The organism is Sporosarcina gallistercoris (genome assembly GCF_050459885.1).
Taxonomy (GTDB): Bacteria; Bacillota; Bacilli; order Bacillales_A; family Planococcaceae; genus Sporosarcina; species Sporosarcina gallistercoris_A.
This window is the reverse complement of record NZ_JBCMNO010000009.1, coordinates 22236-40128: the sequence shown is the minus strand read 5'-3', so window position 1 is coordinate 40128 and position 17893 is coordinate 22236. Positions and strand designations below refer to the sequence as shown.

The following is a 17893-nucleotide window of genomic DNA, read 5'->3' as shown; positions in this document are numbered from 1 at the left end:
ATATAATCAACTTGCTGTTATCAATCGATGCGCTCATTTTGCAATACTCCGGATTCTTCCACTGTTATCCGGAGGCTCTTATAATCGGGATCTGTCCAGAATGATTCCATTTCAAGCAGCTGTTCCGCATCTTGCCGAGCCGTTTCCAATGCCCGATAATCATGAATCAGATCCGCCATTTTAAATTCAGGCAATCCACTTTGCTTCTTCCCGAAAAAGTCACCCGATCCACGCAGTTCCAAATCTTTTTCAGCCAATAAAAACCCATCATTCGTTTCCGCCATCGTTATCATGCGCTCTTTACCTTCTTCAGTCTTCGGATCAGCCAGCAGTACACAATACGACTGGTCCGCGCCGCGACCGACCCGTCCTCTCAGTTGATGGAGCTGAGCAAGACCGAAACGTGTCGCATCATAAATCAGCATAAATGTCGCATTCGGTACGTTCACGCCGACTTCGACAACAGTCGTCGATACTAGACAATCTATTTTGCCTTCACTGAAATCACGCATGACTTCATCTTTTTCATCCGAATGGAGTCTTCCATGCATCAGCCCCACTGTAAAACGTCCTGCAAAATACGTCGATAGCTGTCCGAAGACTTCAACAGCGTTCTGAACATCCAGTGCATCGGACTCTTCAATGAGAGGACAAATGACATACGCTTGCCTGCCCGCCTGCAATTCCTTTTCCATCCGACGTAGGACTGGAGCGAGTGATTCCTCTTTCAACCAGTAGGTTTCAATCTCTTTCCGTCCTGCTGGCATTTCATCGAGCAACGACACATCCATTTCACCGAACACGGTAATTGCCAGAGTCCTCGGAATCGGTGTAGCGGTCATGAAGAGCACATCAGGGCTTTCCCCTTTGTCTCGTAGTACACGGCGTTGCTCCACCCCGAAACGGTGCTGCTCATCTGTGATGACTAAACCAAGATTATGGAAATTCACGTCTGGCTGAATGAGCGCATGTGTCCCGATCAATAAATCGATTTCTCCCTTTTCAAGACGTGCGACAATCTCCCGGCGTGCTTTCCCTTTCGTAGATCCTGACAAGAACGCAACCGTCACGCCCGCCGGCTCGAGCCAGCCAGCCAATGTTTCCGCATGTTGTTCAGCCAGAATTTCCGTAGGAGCCATGAGAGCCCCTTGGAAACCTGCTGTGATAGCGGCGTATAGCGCAATGGCTGCTACAACCGTTTTTCCTGAGCCAACATCTCCTTGTAACAAACGATTCATGCGCAGTGGGCTTTTCAACTCAGCGCACAACTCATTGACCACCCGTTTTTGAGCGCCTGTCAATTCAAAGGGCAGACTCGCGATGAAATGCTTTAATTTTTCCAGATCATATATGATTGTTGTGCCTTTCCCTGCAGCTTTCCGTACTTTTTTGAGTGCCGCCATTTTCAGCTGGAAGTGCAGTAACTCTTCATAGACGACACGGCGTCTAGCCTGCTTCACATCTTCTGGACTGTTAGGGAAATGCACCATTTCAAGAGTTTCCGCTATAGCTGGAAGTTTATATGCGTCGAGTAGCTGTAAAGGCAAAGTCTCCGGAATTTCATGCACGACCTCATCCAGCGCTGTCCTCATCCATCGGCGGAATGTCGGCTGCTTGACAATCCCCTTCAAGCTGTAAACCGGTTCGAAGTCTGCTTGACCGATTTTCGGACCCTCTTTAAAATTACTCACATTGATGAGTTGTCTGCCTCGATCCCATTTGCCTGTAATGGTTACGATTTGTCCTGGATTCATTCGATCTTTCAAATAATGCTGATTGAAGAAAACTGCTTTCACAAGATGATTTCCGACTAACAATTGCACTTGTAAGCGTGAACGTTTCTTCCCGGTAAACAGGACGGATGGAACACTCTCCACCCGTCCTTCTATCGTCACTCGTTCTTCATGAGGAGTCTCTGACAAATCTTTGAGCCTGAAATCTTCATGCCTATAAGGAAACATCATAACCAACTCTTCAATAGTTTCAATACCTAACTTTTCCAGCTGCTCGCCAGCTGACTTACCTATTCCTTTTAGGACGGTAACGGGCTCACTTAGTGACCGCGTCACGCGATTCCTTGTCCTTACCGAAAATTTTCGCTTCCAATGCCTTACCAGTAGGGGTAGCAGCGAGACCGCCTTTTGCGGTTTCTCGCAGAGCCGACGGCATGGATTGACCGATTTTGTGCATCGCTTCAATGACTTCATCGGTTGGAATAACACTCACGACTCCCGCAAGCGCCATGTCTGCCCCAACGAGTGCTTTTGCTGCACCCATTGCATTACGTTTCACGCACGGCACCTCGACGAGCCCTGCGACCGGATCGCAGACGAGACCGAGCATATTTTTCATGACAATTGAAAAGGCTTCCGCACTTTGTTGCGGCGTCCCTCCAGCCATCTCAACAATCGCAGCTGCTGCCATCGATGCAGCAGAACCTGTCTCCGCTTGACACCCTCCTGCAGCACCGGAAATGGAGGCATTATTCGCTACGATAAATCCGAATGCCCCTGTTGTAAACAAATACTGGACCATCTGTTCACGTGTCGGATTCAATTTGTTCTTCACAGCGAATAATGTACCGGGGACAATCCCTGCAGCACCCGCAGTAGGCGTTGCGCAAATCAGCCCCATCGCAGCATTCACTTCATTCGTTGCGACCGCTTTACTGACTGCATCCAGTAAAAGCTCCCCGGATAAAGACTTGCCTGTTTTCATATAATTTTGGATAAGCACTGCATCGCCGCCCGTCAAACCAGACGGGGAGTGGACACCTTTCAATCCATCTTCCACAGACTTTTCCATCACTGCTAAGTTGTTCTCCATTTGCGCCACAATATCTTCACGCGATCTGCGAGTTAACAGCATTTCCTGAAGAATCATAATTTCGGAAATCGGTTGTTGTTCTTTTTCAGCAATTGCGACGAGTTCTTTTACATTTGAAAATAGAATATCCATTTTTGTTTGCCCCCTTAGTTTGCCAATGTCGATACTTGTGTGACGTTGGGAAGTGCTCTCAATTCCTCAATGAGTTCATCGTTGACAACTTGATCGACTTCGATGACCATGAGCGCCATTTGGCCCTTTTCTTTACGTCCTACTTCCATATGGGCAATATTCATATCTTGAGCAGCAATCGCGTTCGATACATTTGCAATAACGCCCGCACGATCGTCATGGACTACGAGTAACGCAGGGAAATGACCGGATAAGCGAAGCGGGAAACCATTCAGTTCAACAACCTCCATCGTCCCGCCGCCAATAGAGATTCCGATAAGTTCCATGACGCCTTCTTTGTCTCCAATAACTAACTTTGCAGTATTGGGATGATCCATCTCCTCTTCTTCAGCGATGAAGTCAAAAGACATACCAAGCTTTTCCGCGTCCTCGAAAGCCGTACGGATCCTTTCGTCGAATGTATCGTATCCAAGGAGTCCGCCGATAATTGCAACATCAGTCCCATGGCCTTTATAGGTTTCGGCAAAGGAACCATATAAGTGGATTTTCGCCCATTCAGGTTGGCGCCCAAACAAATCTCTTGCTACAAGTCCAATACGTGCAGCTCCTGCTGTATGTGATGATGACGGTCCTATCATGACTGGCCCGATAATTTCAAAAACTGATCTGAATTTCAACAAAAACTCCCCCTTTTGCCCATTTTCCTAGTATTCATTCTACACGAACAGACGCTAGAAAACAAAATTCATAACTGATATCCAAACGGATGAAAAGCGCCAACGGCTAGGAGCCGCGGCGCTTTTCATCGTCTGTTATTCCACTGACAAAATATAAGGATATAACGGCTGTTTCCCGTTATACAATTCAATCTCGACATGGTCGAACTGACCTTCAATATAAGCAACCATCTGTTTTGCATCTTGTTCAGAAACGTCTTCACCATATATCACTGTTACGATTTCATCATCTTCGGTGATCATATCGTCAATCAGGGACTTCATTGTCGTCTCCAATGATGGTGTAGCAACCGTAATCTTCCCATTCGAGATTGCCATGTAATCATCTGTATGAATCGCCACGCCATCAATCGATGTATCGCGCACTGCAGTTGTCACCTGTCCAGTTTTCACGACAGAAGCTGCTGTGTTCATGGATTTCGCATTTGCAGTCACATCCGCTTCAGGGTTAAACGCTAAAATGGCAGCGAGTCCTTCAGGTACCGACTTCGTAGGAACAACTGCAGCTTCAATTCCAATTACTTCAGCCGCCTGTTCAGCAGCTAACACGATATTCTTGTTGTTCGGCAAAATCAGAACGCGTTCTGCCCCCACTTCTTGAATCGCCTTGACGATATCTTCAGTGGAAGGATTCATCGTTTGTCCGCCTTCAATAACGTATGACGCCCCGATACTTCTGAGCAGCTCCGCAATTCCTTCACCCATCGCAACTGTAACAATTGCATAAGGCACTTTCTTAGCGGTCGTTTTTTTGGGCGTTGCTTGGTCACCTATGATGTCCATGTGCTGTTGACGCATATTTTCGATTTTAATGTTGATGAGGGAACCATACTGTTGACCGCAAGATAACGCATTTCCCGGGTTTTCTGTATGGATATGTACTTTCGCGATCTCCTCATCAGAGATGACTAGTAATGAGTCACCCATTTCATTCAATTGGAGTCTGAAGTCGTTTTCATCGAAAGGATGATCATTCGTCTTGTCGTCTTCGAATCTCACCATGAACTCTGTACAATATCCAAATTCAATATCGGCAGTATCCATGAACCCTTGAACATTTCGGTGGTGTTCTGCATTTACCAGTTCGTCCATTGACTGAACAACCGTACGTTCAGGTAATTCCTCACCTTTTAGACATGCTAAAAACCCTTCATACACGTAAACGAGACCTTGTCCTCCACTATCTACAACGCCTACCTCTTTCAAGACCGGCAATAGGTCAGGCGTCCTCTTCAGTGAAGCTTTTGCTTCTGTAAGCACTGCTTCCATCAACTGAATGATGTCCGTTTCAGTTTCTGCCGAGTTTACTGCAACAGCTGCTGCATCTTTCGCGACGGTTAAAATCGTACCTTCCACAGGCTTCATGACCGCTTTATAAGCGGTTTCTACGCCATATTGAAGCGCTTCTGCAAATTCACTAGCAGTCAGCGTCTCTTTTTCTTCCACCATTTTTCCGAAACCACGGAATAATTGTGATAAAATCACACCCGAATTTCCACGTGCCCCCATTAAAAGACCTTTGGATAACGCTTGTGAGGTCTTGCCAAGGTGAGCCGAAACGTTCGCTTCCGTTTCTTTAGCACCCGATGTCATTGATAAGTTCATATTTGTCCCCGTGTCTCCATCTGGTACCGGAAAGACATTCAGGGAATCCACGTAATCGGCATTTTGTTTTAGGTGGTATGCGCCCATCTTCACCATCTCTGCAAATTGTAGTCCATCCATCGACTTCATAGAACTGTGTTCCTCCTTCACGGGTTCGTCACACGAACGCCCTGTACATAAATATTGACGGAACCGATTGTCATCCCGAGTGTTTTTTTAAGTGTATATTGCACTTTGGATTGCACTTGGTAGGCAACTTCAGTGATCTTTGTCCCGTATCCGACAATAATATATAGATCAATCTGTGTGTCAGCACCTGCGTTCCTAACAATGACACCTCTGCTGAAGTTCTCTTTTCTCAGAATTTCTGTCAGTCCGTCCCGAATTTGATGCCTGGAGGCCATTCCTACAACCCCGTAGCACTCTATTGTAGCTTCACCGACGATCCGGGCGATTGTCTCATTCGTTATATCAATTTTCCCATATTCGTTTTCCATTTGAATTGACATGCCGTTATCCCTCCTGAATCCAGTTTCACTGTTCACATTGTACTATATACAAGCTTATAAGAAAAGAAAGCAAGCGTTTTCTTTAACGTGTAAAGGAAAATTGCTTGAGAGAACAGAGAAAAAAGCTTGCATGGGATAGACGGATATGATAAATTAATCTAGTATGCGAATTATAAGTGAAACGCTTAATCATCATTCGCGAGGAGGTTATAAAATGGCTAAGGAATGTGTAATTACTGGTCGCAAAGCACGTGCAGGGAATAATCGTTCCCACGCAATGAACTCTAGCAAACGTACTTGGGGTGCGAACCTTCAAAAAGTCCGTATTCTTGTAAACGGCAAGCCGAAGCGTGTTTGGGTTTCTGCCCGCGCACTTAAATCAGGTAAAGTTCAACGCGTATAATAGACCATAACCAATAAAAACGTCAGGCTGAAGTTCAGCCTGACGTTTTTTCTTGTCGCTTTTTCCGTTTTTTCGATGCTGCCGTGGAAGATTTCACTTTCGCTGTATCCTCCTTAGAAAAAACGACCATGCACTTTCGCACAATTCCACTTACAAACTTAGGCAAAGTAAATGTATAAATCCGCAACTCCCCACTCCTTTCAGGAATCTGAGCTCCTTACCATTAAACATATGCCCGCTTGCATGGAGATAGTACAAGATGGTGCAACAATCTCGTTACTTGTGAAGCGAGTATCTCCAAGATGTAGGTCTTCCGAAAAGACTTCATACTTCACCCCTGTCAGTGTCAGTGCCTTCACTTCTTCTGTCACACTATAAAATGATAGATAAGGGAACTGCTCATTCTTTTCGAAATGATAAGTCCCTTCCCGAAGAAGTATCAGTTCATTTTGTCTGTTCGCTAAGATCAATTGCGTCGATTTATGATCCCCTGCATTGCGGACAAGGAGTTGGACTGCAGAAAACATATGGTCAAGACGTCCGCCTGTCACCCCAGTCAGTATAATCCTCTCCGGATTCCAAGAATACGCAAGATTTAATGCAAGTTCAGTATCGGTCTCGTCTTTCTCGGTAGACCGCCTTTCTATGAAACAGCCACTTGACTCGATCCGCTTCATTTCCTCTTCACTTACGGAATCGAAATCTCCAACAGCTGCCGATGGAACAATTCCTGCATCAAGCAGTTGGAGCGTGCCTCGATCAGCACCTATGAACTGTGTCTCTTCATCTGAAAAGAGAGCCAGAGGGATAATTTCTTCCTCTGGCCCCCCCGCACATATTATGATCGTCTTCACTTGACTTGTACCTTTTCCCCGGCATCCCGGATGTTTCTGATTGCTGCAGCACGGTCTTCCTGATTATAAACCGCTGAACCTGCAACAAATACAGTAGCACCTGCCTCAACACACGCACCAATCGTATCTGGCGTTATCCCACCGTCAATTTCGATCTCGATGGACAAGTTCCGCTCTTTAATAATGTCCGAGAGCTGCTGGACTTTTGGAACGACAGAAGAGATGAATTTCTGCCCGCCGAAACCAGGATTCACTGTCATGAATAGCACAAGGTCGATATCTTCCAGAATATGAAGAATGGTTTCGACAGGGGTATGCGGATTCAGAACAACGCCAGGTTTCACGCCATAGGAACGGATCAGCTGGATCGTCCGGTGGAGGTGACGACACGCCTCAACATGCACTGTAATATAATCCGCCCCTGCTTTGGCGAATTGTTCAATGTAGCGGTCCGGTTCTTCGATCATTAAGTGGACATCTAATGGCAAAGTGGTAACAGGACGGATTGCTTCAACGATCAATGGTCCGATTGTAATATTCGGTACAAAATGACCATCCATCACATCGACGTGAATCCAATCGGCGCCTCCTTGCTCCACTTCTTTGATTTCTTGCCCGAGTTTTGCAAAATCCGCTGATAAGATAGAAGGTGCTATTTTGATCATATTCTTCAATACCTCGGCTTTCTGTCAGTTATTTCCTGAGAAAATTGTAAGTAGTGATTATAGCGGCTTTGAATGATCTCGCCTGATTCCACTTTTCTTTTCACCTCACACGAAGGTTCTTTCAAGTGCAGACAACCTCTGAATTTACATTGTTCCGATGCTTCGAGGAACTCCGGAAAACAGCTTCCTAATTCCTGTTTTTCAAGAGTGTCAAATTCCAAGGAACTAAATCCAGGTGTGTCTGCAACTAATCCCCCGGCCACTTCATGTAATTCAACATGGCGTGTCGTATGCTTACCGCGTCCGAGAGACTCGGAAATTTCACCGGTCTCAAGTGACAGATTTGGTAAAAGCGTATTGAGCAATGTCGACTTGCCAACCCCCGACTGCCCCGCAAGAACCGTAGTATTCCCCTCTAAATGAGGACGCAGCTTCTCAAGTAGGCCAGGTTCGTCAATCGCAGTCATTAGGACGGAGTAACCAATCGATCGGTAATATGCAGCTGCTTCTTCCGCAGCCTGCAGTTCCCTATCATTCGCTTTGTCTTTTTTCGTTAAGCAAATGACTGGCTCAATTTGGTGGGACTCGACCAGGACAAGAAATCGATCCAACAAGTTAGAACTGAATGTGGGCTCCACGATTGAGACCGCAAGTAGCGCCAAGTCGATATTGGAGACCGGTGGACGCACCAATTCATTTTTCCTAGGATGAATTTCATTAATTGTTGCATCTTCCACACCTTCTTGGACGTAGGTCACCCAGTCCCCTACGAGTGGAGTAATCTTGCGCTTTCTAAATACGCCCCTGCCTCTGCAGCGCACTGTCCCGCCATCGTACTTTACATAATAAAACCCGCTTATCGCCTTGCGAATTTGACCTTCTGGCATCCTATCCCCATCCTTATTGAATATCTTTGTAGTCAAACGTCTTTTCTTCGATGATTGTCGTTCCTCGAAGGATTTTATATCCGCCCCGTTGACCTTCTTCAAGTTCTATTGTAATTTGCTCCTCAGTGTCCTCAGTAATTTCAAATTCCTTAATCGGATCCGTCATGGAATTTTCGCGGTCTTGAATGTAGATCCGAACAGTTTGGGGTACTCTTTCTTCTCCCGCTTCTCCTGATGACCCATCGCCTTCCATCACTTCATAAGGGATTTTAACACGCTTCACAAAAAGTTTTACAGGCTTTTGAGCAGGACCTTTTGATACCGTCACGCTAACTTCAGATCCTATAGGTAACGACTGCCCAGCAGTGGGATCCTGTTTCATAACTTGTCCTGCAGGAATCGTATCCGAGTTTCTTTTTTTCACAACCGTAATATTGAAACCAGAAGAGCGTGCGTACCTTGTCAGCTGATCATCCGTATAGCCAATCAGACTTTCCAAAGTTCTCGTTTCCTGGCCTTTACTTACCGTGAAGATAACATCCGTTTCACTTGGAACAACTTCTGAATCGGGATCAGGATCTTGTCTCAAGATGGTCCCTTTCGGTTGATCGTCAAAGACTTCTTCAGCTTTAATCGACTTGAATTTATAAGCGGTCAGACGTTCCTTAATGGAATCGTAATCTCTTCGGGTATAGTCACTGAAGACAACTGTCTCTTTCCCTGTACTGATGTATAATTTGACTGCACTTCCTTTATCGCGTACTTTGTTCGCTTCAGGGATTGTCCGGAAAACTTCCCCTTTTTCATACTTCTCCGATGGCTGCGGTACTTTGTCGTCTACGACAAACCCACTTTCTTCGAGAAGCGCGATCGCATCTGCTTCGTCTTTCCCCAGTACGTCAGGGACAGTCACTTGCCGATCGAACACACCTGTAAGATAGAGTACAGCAATTGCGGCAGCGATCAGAATCGCAATACTCGCAACAATTGGCCACTTTTTACGTTTATTCTTTTTTGGGACCGGCTCTTGTTTCACGGGATCTGGCTCTATCCGAACCGGCTCGATTTTCACCGTCTGTTCAGAATCGAGTAAGCTCGGTGCATCTTTAATGATGGGAAGGGCACGTGTTTCATCCTCGTCAAACGGGATAACGAACTTAGGCTCATCAGCACGCGAAGGATTGAGTGCTGTCAGCAGATCATCATACATCGCATCTGCTGATACGTAGCGATGTCTCGCGTCTTTTGCGGTTGCTTTTAATATAATATTTTCCACACTTTGCGGGATGGAAGGAAAATCGGCTCTGACAGAAGGGGTTTCCTCTTGAAGATGCTTGAGTGCAATCGCTACTGCAGATTCTGCTGAGAATGGCAGCTTCCCTGTAAGCAATTCATAAAAAACGATCCCTAACGAATAAATGTCGGATTTCTTCGTTGCCATTCCGCCTCTTGCTTGTTCAGGCGAAAGATAATGGACTGTTCCGAGCACCGAATTCGTTTTCGTATGGGAGGTTGCTGTAAGCGCCATCGCAATTCCGAAGTCCGTGATCTTCACGTCCCCGTCTTCATCCATTAAAATATTTTGTGGTTTCACATCACGATGGATGATTCCGTTATGATGGGCATTTGATATGGCTGAAACGAGCTGCAGCATGATAGGAATGGCTTTTTCAGGCTCAAGTGGACCATTCTCTAAAATGAAGCGCTTTAACGTCAGGCCCTTCACATATTCCATCACCAGATAATGCAGCTCATCTTCTTCTCCCACGTCAAAGATATTAACAATGTTCGCGTGAGTCAAACTGGTAGCAGAAAGCGCTTCACGCTGAAATCTGCGCTTCAACTCTTCTTCGTTTGCAAAATCATAATTCAGAACTTTAATCGCGACATCCCGATCCAAAATCACGTCATGCGCTACGTATACTTTAGACATCCCGCCTTCACCGATTGTGCCGATGATATCATAGCGGTCTCCAATTCGATTACCGATCATACAGCATCAGCTCCAGGATCGGTGGACGCAAGCAAAACTGCAGTAATGTTGTCTTCCCCGCCTCTTTCGTTAGCCAGATCTATCAGTTGAATCACTTTTTCTTCAAGAGTGTCTTCAGTGACAATGATTTCCCTCATTTGTTCGGCTTCAACTTTGTTACTCAGACCATCTGTGCACAATAACAAATAGTCTCCTTTAGTAAACGGGACATGATAAAATTCCGGCTCGATATTCCGTTCAGAACCGACAGCCCGCATAATCCAGTTTCGCTGAGGGTGGACTTCCGCCTCTTCTTCCGTAATTTCACCACTCGCGAGAAGTGCATTTACATAGGAATGATCTTTAGTCAGCTGAGTGATTGTCTGAGAAGTGATGGCATAGACCCGACTATCGCCAACATGTGCAATGTAACAATTTCCTTCTGCTATGATGGCTGCTTCAAGCGTCGTTCCCATGCCCTCATGTTCAGGGGACGTTTGTGCTTTTTCAAAAATCAACCGGTTCACTTTACGAATAATGGAATTGAGCCATGCATTCCACGTTTCCCTAGATTCTGGCATGGTTTCGTTCAGCTCATTGAAATGCTCTCCCATTAGGCGCACCGCCATCGCACTTGCGACATCCCCACTGCGATGTCCACCCATGCCATCAGCAATGACAACGAGTGCATAGCCGTTATCCAGTTCAAATACAGCAGCTTGGTCTTCGTTGAACGTACGTTTCCTGCCTATGTCGGTTTGTACACTGAAATGCATTGTGTTTCCCCCATCCCTGTACGTGTATTAGTCAGTACTTTCTGGTTTTTGTAATGCAGCTGCAAAGAATCCATCACTGCCGAAGTGTTGTGGCAAAACTTGGAGCATTCCGTTAGACGTCGCGAGTCCTGCTTTTTCGAAAAACTCTGGAACTAGCTTTACAGCTTCCGGATGACGTTCTAAAAATTGTAGGACAACCCCATCATTTTCGGTTTTATCGACAGTACATGTGCTATAGACAATTTTACCGCCCGGCTTGACGAGTGACCAAGCGGTTTCAAGGAGCTCCGATTGAATTTTCGTTAGAGATTCAAGGTCCGCTTCAGTTTTGTTGTACTTGATTTCCGGTTTTCTGCGAATGACACCAAGACCGCTGCATGGTGCATCCACTAAAATCCGGTCAAATGTGTCCGGTTCATACGTGTAGTTCAGTTCACGGCTGTCCCCGCTTGAAGTCCAGATTGACTTAAGTCCCAATCTTTCCGCATTCTCTTCGATCAACTCAAGTTTGTGCTCATGCAGGTCGTGTGCATGCACTTCTCCTGTGTCCGCCATGTGTTCAGCAATCTGCGTCGTCTTGCCGCCAGGTGCTGCACACATATCGAGCACTTTCATTCCCGGATGAAGATCCAATGCATAAACAGGCAGCATGGAACTTTCATCTTGAACTGTTAGCCATCCTTTTGTATAGGTATAGGTGTTTGCAATATTACCAGAGTGGCAATAAACCGCTTCAGGGACCACTTTACCCATCTCCACCTTTGCCCCTTCACTCTTCAGCTGGTGCAACGCTTTTTCTATAGTTGTCTGCACGGTATTGATGCGGGCAGTATTCGTAGGGGGAACATTATTGGCATGTGCCATCTCCGTTGTATCCTTCATGCCATATTGGTCAATCCAGCGACGGATCAGCCATTCAGGGTGACTCGTTTCAAGTGCCAGCCGTTTGATCTCATCCGTTTCTTCTTCGATAGAACGGACGCCTTGTCGCAATACCGAACGAAGAACACCGTTTACAAGACCCGTAGTCCCTTTATGGCCACGCCGCTTAGCGATTTCCACTGCTTCATTGACCGCTGCGTGAGGTGGGATTTTAGTTAGGTAAACAATTTGATAGAGTGACATACGCAACAGTTCACGAACCCAGTCATCCAATTTCCCTTTGATAAAAGGCTCGAGATAATAATCTAATGTGAGTCGATTTTGTAGAGTGCCGTATGTCAAATTCGTCAATAACGGCTTATCCTGATCTTTAATGGCATAGGTTTTCATCGTCCGTGTTAATAGTAAATTACTGTAAGCCTGGTTACGGCTGACTTCTAATAGGATGGAAAGTGCCGCATCACGGACGTTCCCTCTCCAAATATCCTTCTTCTTTGCTGTCATAGGAACAGATCTCCTTTTTTCCACTGGCTACCAGATCCGTTCAAAAAGACGGTTGCAGTCATTCGTTTTTTTCCGGAAGGCTGTAACTCAGTTATCGAAATCGCTGTGTCATCACCTGTTTTCACAAGAATGTGGTCCTTCGTTAACTCGATGATTTCGCCTGGCTTACCCTCACTTACAGTTGGTACCGTTTCCGTCTTCCAAATTTTCACGTTTTCACCATTGAATGTCGTATAAGCTGTCGGCCACGGTGTCAGTCCTCTTACTTGGTTATGGATATCCGTTCCGGGACGAGTCCAGTCAATCCGCTCTTGTTCACGTGAGATATTTCTCGCAAATGTAACAAGCGATTCGTCTTGTGGAATACGTGCATTCGACCCTTCCAAGATAGAAGGAAGTGTCTCTTTTAACAACTTTTCTCCTGTAAGTGATAACTTTTCAAACATCGTCCCTGTATCATCGGTTGATGAAATAGGGGTCGTCGCTTGTGAAATGATGTCACCAGCATCGAGTTTTTCCACCATGTACATAATCGTGACACCGGTTTCGGTACATCCGTCCATAATAGCTTGATGGATAGGCGCTCCTCCTCGATAGGCGGGAAGCAAGGAAGCATGGACATTAATGCATCCTAATCTCGGAACATCCAGCAGCTCTTTCGGCAAAATCTGTCCGAATGCTGCTGTAACGATCAGATCCGGGGCGAGTGCCTTGATCTCTTCCAACTCCGCGGAGCCCCTCAATTTTTCAGGCTGGATGACAGGAAGTCCAAGACGCAACGCTTCGGCTTTTACAGGGGGCGGCGTCAATACACGCTTACGTCCAACCGGCCTGTCAGGCTGCGTTACAACCCCTACAATTGAATACCCTTCTTCATGAAGCATTCGTAGAATCGGGGCAGAAAACTCAGGTGTCCCCATAAATAAGAGCTTATTCATTTCCTTCACCTTCCTTTTCCAGCTGAACAAGTTCCTCGTCTAATTCCTCAAATTCCGAAGCATCGACAATCCGGCTGATTTTCGTGTTGAACAGGATTCCGTCCAAGTGATCGATTTCATGCATGATTGCGCGTGCTTCAAAGCTTTCCGCTTCCAGTTCGTAGAGTGAACCATCCCGTTCCTGGGCTTCCACACGGACAAAGAAAGGACGCTTTACTTCACCGTACAAATCCGGGAAACTGAGACAGCCTTCCAAGTCCACATCTTCCCCGCCAATCGCAGTGATGACTGGATTGATCAGTTCAATCGGCGGATCTCCTTCACCGATATCTACAATAGCAGCACGGATGGAATGCCCAACTTGAGGCGCAGCGATTCCTACACCGTCTGCTGCAATCATCGTTTCCATCATATCGTCCAACAACCGATGTAAGTTCCGGTCGAATTTCGTCACTTCTTTTGTTTTTGTTTCTAATATTTCAGCGGGATATTTAACAATTTCTAGTACAGTCAAACGAATTCCTCTTTTCAGTTCGTTATTCAATAAATAACGACAGGTGATTTATCAACCGATAGCAGCAATCCGTCTTTTATCCAATCAGTTCGGTAATAGCGGATGAGCGCTTGCAGCGTATCAGTCAGTTTCGGTTCTTTTTTGTATTTTATCAAACATTGATAGCGATATCTATTATTCACCCGACTGATTGCAGATGCGGTAGGTCCGATAATAACGCTTTCCGGACTTAACCCTTCTGCTAAAAATCGTGCGGCTTTTTCTGCATATCCGACCACTTTCATTAAGTCTTCGTGGCTGAATTGAATATTGACTATAAAGAAAAACGGCGGATAGCCGTATTGCTTCCGGGAAGTCATTTCCATATGATAAAAAGGCTCATACACTTGGGCTTTCGCAAGCTCAATCGCATAATGTTCAGGGGTGTACGTTTGAACGAAAACCTCCCCTTCCAATTCATGGCGCCCCGCTCTGCCGCTCACTTGTGTCAACAACTGGAACGTTTTTTCCGCTGCTCTGAAATCTGCCAGATGGAGTGTCGTATCCGCTGCCAAAACACCAACCAACGTAATATTTGGAAAATCGAGCCCTTTGGCAATCATTTGGGTCCCGAGCAAAATGTCTGCTTTGCCCTCACTGAATTTCTGGAGCAATCTGGCATGGGAGCCCTTCTGGCGCGTCGTATCCACATCCATCCGAAGTACACGTGCTTCCGGGAAGAGTTTAGTGATCTCCTCTTCCGCCTTTTGGGTACCTGTTCCGAAAAACCGGATGTGCTCACTTTCGCATTCCGGACAGATGTGAGGCACTCGTTCTTCATGACCACAGTAATGACATTTCAAATTCTCGGTCACTCTATGATACGTCAGTGAAATATCACAATTCGGACATTGGATCGTCGTTCCGCAATCTCTGCATAAAACAAACGAGGAGAAGCCGCGTTTGTTTAAAAACAATACGGTTTGTTCCCCTTTGTCCAATCGATTTCGTACCGCTTCCGCCAATGGGACAGAAAACATCGATCGGTTCCCGTCTTTCAGCTCTGCTCGCATATCGACGATAGTGACGTTCGGCAGCGCCTGGTCTTTTGCACGTGCAGGCAATTCGAGTAGATGGTAAACTTCTTTCGATGCCCGCGCATAGGATTCAAGTGCTGGGGTAGCACTCCCGAGAATAACAGGGCACTGATTGAATTGCGCTCGCCAAATAGCGACGTCCCTGGCGTGATAGCGCGGAGAGTCTTCCTGTTTATAAGTGGACTCATGCTCCTCATCTAAAATGATGATTCCCAGTTTTTCAAAAGGAGCAAAAATAGCAGATCGCGCACCAACGACCACTTTCACTTCTTTTCTATGGATTTTACGCCATTCATCATATTTTTCACCTGCAGACAGGGCACTATGCATGACTGCGACTAGATCGCCGAAACGTTCTTTAAATCGGGAAGTCATTTGAGGCGTCAAGGAAATCTCCGGTACGAGCACAATTGCTTCTTTACCAGACGACAATACCTCTTCGATCGTACGTAAGTAGACTTCAGTCTTCCCGCTCCCTGTAATTCCGTGTAATAGAAATGTTTTGTCAGAACCTGTCCGGAATGCTTCAAGTACTTCATCCACTGCATGTTGCTGATAGCTCGTGAGCTGTTTCGGAATGGCAGTATCGCGTAATTCCAAAGCTTCCGGTTCACGATATACTTCCGTTTTTCTTTCCTGGGCAGCCCCTTTTTCAATGACCGTCTTCAAAACGGCGGACGATACACCGGATTCCGCAATCACCTTCCCGGCTTCAATCGATTGGCCCGCATGGGTGATCATCCACTCCAATAATTCACGCTGTTTGACCGCTTGATTACTAACCGTGCCTAGCAGCTGATGCAATTCTTCAGTTTGGGCAATATGAATCGTCCTGACCTTTTTCACTGCCGTCTGTTGTTTAACGAGCGTATCCACTCGGACTGCGCCACTATCCACATAATTTTTCAGCTGCTTCAACAGCTCTTTCGTATCAGCTAACTTCAGCGGAATACGGTCTCTGCCACGCAATATGTTCGTGAATTCAGTGTCTGTGATGGCTTCAGGTTCCTCGACTTGGATGAATTTCTCGTACTTTGCACGCATGGCTGCTGGCAACATGACTTGGAGTGCTTCTATACGATAGGCAAGTGTATCTGTCGCAAGCCACTCCGAGAGTTCAAGTAATTCCCGAGACAGGATCGGTTCAAAATCGATAAGTTCGTCTAATGGTTTTATCTTACCGATGTCCAAGTCACTTTCTTGTTTTAAAGCGATTACATACCCTACTACTTTCCTCGGGCCAAAAGGGACTTTCACGCGCATACCCGGTTCCACAAATCCAGCAAACAGCTCGGGGATCTTATAGTCAAACGGTCGATCTATCGGGTATGCTGCAACGTCCACGATCACTTCAGCGATCATAGGGAATCATGTCCTTCTCGAACTATTGTTGTAAGGAGTTCTTTTGCAAGCTCCTTTTTCTCCATAGCTGGGAACGGAAGCTCAACGCCTGCCCGGGAGATCAGAGTAACCACGTTGACGTCACTACCGAAACCACCAGATGGATCCGTGACATCATTAACAATAATCCAATCGAGATTTTTCGATTCCAACTTACCTTTTCCATATGTAAGGGCATCTGTCGTTTCAGCAGCAAATCCGATGAGCTGTTGTGTGGTTTTCCTCTCGCCTAACGTTTTCAGAATATCGGTTGTCCGTTCCAACTCCAATGATGTGGCGCTTTCTTTTTTCTTCATCTTTTGGGTATGGACCATTTTCGGTCGATAATCTGCAACCGCCGCAGCCTTCACTACATAATCCGCATTTGCGTAGTGTCCTAAAACGGCTTCGAGCATTTCAGAGGCACTTTCAACACGTACAAGCTCTATGCCTCGCGGTGGGTCCAGTGCAACAGGACCCGAAATAAGAACCGTCTCAGCTCCTAATTCGGCTGCAGCTTGCGCCATGGCATACCCCATTTTCCCGCTTGAGAAATTCGAAATGTATCGGACGGGGTCAATCCGTTCTAATGTCGGCCCTGCGGTAACGACAACTTTTTTCCCAGAAAGCGGAAGTTGTTGTTTTTCATTGAAAAAAGAGTAAACTAATTCCACAATTCGCTCAGGCTCTTCCAGACGCCCTTTCCCAACATAACCACATGCTAAAAAGCCCTCGGATGGTTCGATGAATCGAACGCCGTCCCGATACAGGCGATCGATATTCCGAAGAACCGCTGGATGCTCGTACATATGGACATTCATTGCAGGGGCGATCCAAACAGGAGCAGTCGCTGCAAGTAAGAGGGTGGATGCCATATCATCTGCTATGCCATTTGCTAATTTCCCGATGAAATTTGCTGTTGTCGGGGCTACGATAATAAGATCAGCCCAATCCGCAAGGTCGATATGGGCAATGACTGATGAATCCTTTTCGTCAAACGTATCGAAATAGACATCGTTCCTCGACATCACTTGAAACGATAATGGCTGAACAAACTCCATCGCAGAACGAGTCATGACAACTTTCACCTGCGCCCCGGATTGACTCAATTTACTAACCAGCGCCACCGCTTTGTAGACAGCAATGCCACCCGTCACACAAAGCAAAACTTTTTTATTGGCTAACAACATCTTCATCCTCCCCGAAAATGACAAACTCCCTAAGAAAGTACTT

At 46.1% G+C, this 17893-nt stretch carries 17 protein-coding genes; 1 reads left to right on the top strand and 16 read right to left on the bottom strand.

Annotated elements, in window-relative coordinates; all coding sequences use genetic code 11:
* Positions 1-20: 20 nt before the first annotated feature.
* From recG to ABE021_RS06705, 5 genes are all read right to left on the bottom strand, one after another.
* Positions 21-2069, bottom strand: a complete 2049-nt coding sequence (gene recG / locus ABE021_RS06725; RefSeq protein ID WP_430287634.1) for an ATP-dependent DNA helicase RecG — start codon at positions 2067-2069, stop codon at positions 21-23.
* Positions 2050-2958 (bottom strand): L-serine ammonia-lyase, iron-sulfur-dependent, subunit alpha, encoded by a 909-nt coding sequence (gene sdaAA, locus ABE021_RS06720; RefSeq protein WP_430287632.1) that lies wholly within the window; start codon positions 2956-2958, stop codon positions 2050-2052. Before sdaAA ends, recG begins: the two co-directional genes overlap by 20 nt.
* A 14-nt stretch (positions 2959-2972) precedes the next feature.
* Positions 2973-3635, bottom strand: a complete 663-nt coding sequence (gene sdaAB / locus ABE021_RS06715; RefSeq protein ID WP_430287631.1) for an L-serine ammonia-lyase, iron-sulfur-dependent subunit beta — start codon at positions 3633-3635, stop codon at positions 2973-2975.
* Positions 3636-3770: 135 nt separating this feature from the next.
* Positions 3771-5429, bottom strand: a complete 1659-nt coding sequence (locus tag ABE021_RS06710) for a DAK2 domain-containing protein (RefSeq protein ID WP_430287630.1) — start codon at positions 5427-5429, stop codon at positions 3771-3773.
* Positions 5430-5446: 17 nt separating this feature from the next.
* Positions 5447-5809: an Asp23/Gls24 family envelope stress response protein gene (locus ABE021_RS06705; RefSeq protein WP_430287629.1), complete on the bottom strand. Its 363-nt coding sequence runs from the start codon at positions 5807-5809 to the stop codon at positions 5447-5449.
* Between the two features lie 214 nt (positions 5810-6023).
* On the opposite strand from ABE021_RS06705, the gene rpmB reads away from it, so the two are divergent.
* The gene (rpmB, locus tag ABE021_RS06700) at positions 6024-6212 is read left to right on the top strand and encodes a 50S ribosomal protein L28 (RefSeq protein WP_025785101.1); all 189 of its coding nucleotides are present in this window, start codon (positions 6024-6026) and stop codon (positions 6210-6212) included.
* Positions 6213-6246: 34 nt separating this feature from the next.
* On the opposite strand, the gene spoVM is transcribed toward rpmB, so the two are convergent.
* From spoVM to coaBC, 11 genes are read right to left on the bottom strand one after another with little or no spacing between them, the layout of a single operon-like run.
* Complete coding sequence (spoVM, locus tag ABE021_RS06695; protein WP_430287628.1) at positions 6247-6399, bottom strand: stage V sporulation protein SpoVM; 153 nt, start codon at positions 6397-6399, stop codon at positions 6247-6249.
* A gap of 13 nt (positions 6400-6412) precedes the next feature.
* Positions 6413-7066: a thiamine diphosphokinase gene (locus ABE021_RS06690; protein WP_430287626.1), complete on the bottom strand. Its 654-nt coding sequence runs from the start codon at positions 7064-7066 to the stop codon at positions 6413-6415.
* The gene (rpe, locus tag ABE021_RS06685; RefSeq protein WP_430287623.1) at positions 7063-7731 is read right to left on the bottom strand and encodes a ribulose-phosphate 3-epimerase; all 669 of its coding nucleotides are present in this window, start codon (positions 7729-7731) and stop codon (positions 7063-7065) included. Before rpe ends, ABE021_RS06690 begins: the two co-directional genes overlap by 4 nt.
* 5 nt (positions 7732-7736) lie before the next feature.
* Positions 7737-8618, bottom strand: coding sequence for a ribosome small subunit-dependent GTPase A (rsgA, locus tag ABE021_RS06680; protein WP_430287621.1), 882 nt, complete (start codon positions 8616-8618; stop codon positions 7737-7739).
* Between the two features lie 13 nt (positions 8619-8631).
* Positions 8632-10611, bottom strand: coding sequence for a Stk1 family PASTA domain-containing Ser/Thr kinase (gene pknB, locus ABE021_RS06675; protein ID WP_430287619.1), 1980 nt, complete (start codon positions 10609-10611; stop codon positions 8632-8634).
* Positions 10608-11366, bottom strand: a complete 759-nt coding sequence (locus ABE021_RS06670; protein WP_430287616.1) for a Stp1/IreP family PP2C-type Ser/Thr phosphatase — start codon at positions 11364-11366, stop codon at positions 10608-10610. Before ABE021_RS06670 ends, pknB begins: the two co-directional genes overlap by 4 nt.
* A gap of 27 nt (positions 11367-11393) precedes the next feature.
* Positions 11394-12752 (bottom strand): 16S rRNA (cytosine(967)-C(5))-methyltransferase RsmB, encoded by a 1359-nt coding sequence (gene rsmB / locus ABE021_RS06665; protein ID WP_430287613.1) that lies wholly within the window; start codon positions 12750-12752, stop codon positions 11394-11396.
* Positions 12749-13690, bottom strand: a complete 942-nt coding sequence (gene fmt / locus ABE021_RS06660; RefSeq protein ID WP_430287611.1) for a methionyl-tRNA formyltransferase — start codon at positions 13688-13690, stop codon at positions 12749-12751. The genes rsmB and fmt overlap by 4 nt, the downstream gene beginning before the upstream one ends.
* The gene (gene def, locus ABE021_RS06655) at positions 13683-14204 is read right to left on the bottom strand and encodes a peptide deformylase (protein WP_430287610.1); all 522 of its coding nucleotides are present in this window, start codon (positions 14202-14204) and stop codon (positions 13683-13685) included. Before def ends, fmt begins: the two co-directional genes overlap by 8 nt.
* 26 nt (positions 14205-14230) lie before the next feature.
* The gene (gene priA, locus ABE021_RS06650) at positions 14231-16642 is read right to left on the bottom strand and encodes a primosomal protein N' (protein ID WP_430287607.1); all 2412 of its coding nucleotides are present in this window, start codon (positions 16640-16642) and stop codon (positions 14231-14233) included.
* Positions 16639-17847, bottom strand: coding sequence for a bifunctional phosphopantothenoylcysteine decarboxylase/phosphopantothenate--cysteine ligase CoaBC (coaBC, locus tag ABE021_RS06645; RefSeq protein WP_430287791.1), 1209 nt, complete (start codon positions 17845-17847; stop codon positions 16639-16641). The genes priA and coaBC overlap by 4 nt, the downstream gene beginning before the upstream one ends.
* Between the last annotated feature and the right edge of the window lie 46 nt (positions 17848-17893).

Excerpts from the sequence above, each read along its gene's own strand:
- sdaAA (WP_430287632.1), bottom strand. The coding sequence starts at position 2,958 with ATGGATATTCTATTTTCAAATGTAAAAGAACTCGTCGCAATTGCTGAA.
- ABE021_RS06710 (WP_430287630.1), bottom strand. The coding sequence starts at position 5,429 with ATGAAGTCGATGGATGGACTACAATTTGCAGAGATGGTGAAGATGGGC.
- ABE021_RS06705 (WP_430287629.1), bottom strand. The coding sequence starts at position 5,809 with ATGTCAATTCAAATGGAAAACGAATATGGGAAAATTGATATAACGAAT.
- rpmB (WP_025785101.1), top strand. The coding sequence starts at position 6,024 with ATGGCTAAGGAATGTGTAATTACTGGTCGCAAAGCACGTGCAGGGAAT.
- rpe (WP_430287623.1), bottom strand. The coding sequence starts at position 7,731 with ATGATCAAAATAGCACCTTCTATCTTATCAGCGGATTTTGCAAAACTC.
- rsgA (WP_430287621.1), bottom strand. The coding sequence starts at position 8,618 with ATGCCAGAAGGTCAAATTCGCAAGGCGATAAGCGGGTTTTATTATGTA.
- pknB (WP_430287619.1), bottom strand. The coding sequence starts at position 10,611 with ATGATCGGTAATCGAATTGGAGACCGCTATGATATCATCGGCACAATC.
- ABE021_RS06670 (WP_430287616.1), bottom strand. The coding sequence starts at position 11,366 with ATGCATTTCAGTGTACAAACCGACATAGGCAGGAAACGTACGTTCAAC.
- rsmB (WP_430287613.1), bottom strand. The coding sequence starts at position 12,752 with ATGACAGCAAAGAAGAAGGATATTTGGAGAGGGAACGTCCGTGATGCG.
- fmt (WP_430287611.1), bottom strand. The coding sequence starts at position 13,690 with ATGAATAAGCTCTTATTTATGGGGACACCTGAGTTTTCTGCCCCGATT.
- priA (WP_430287607.1), bottom strand. The coding sequence starts at position 16,642 with ATGATCGCTGAAGTGATCGTGGACGTTGCAGCATACCCGATAGATCGA.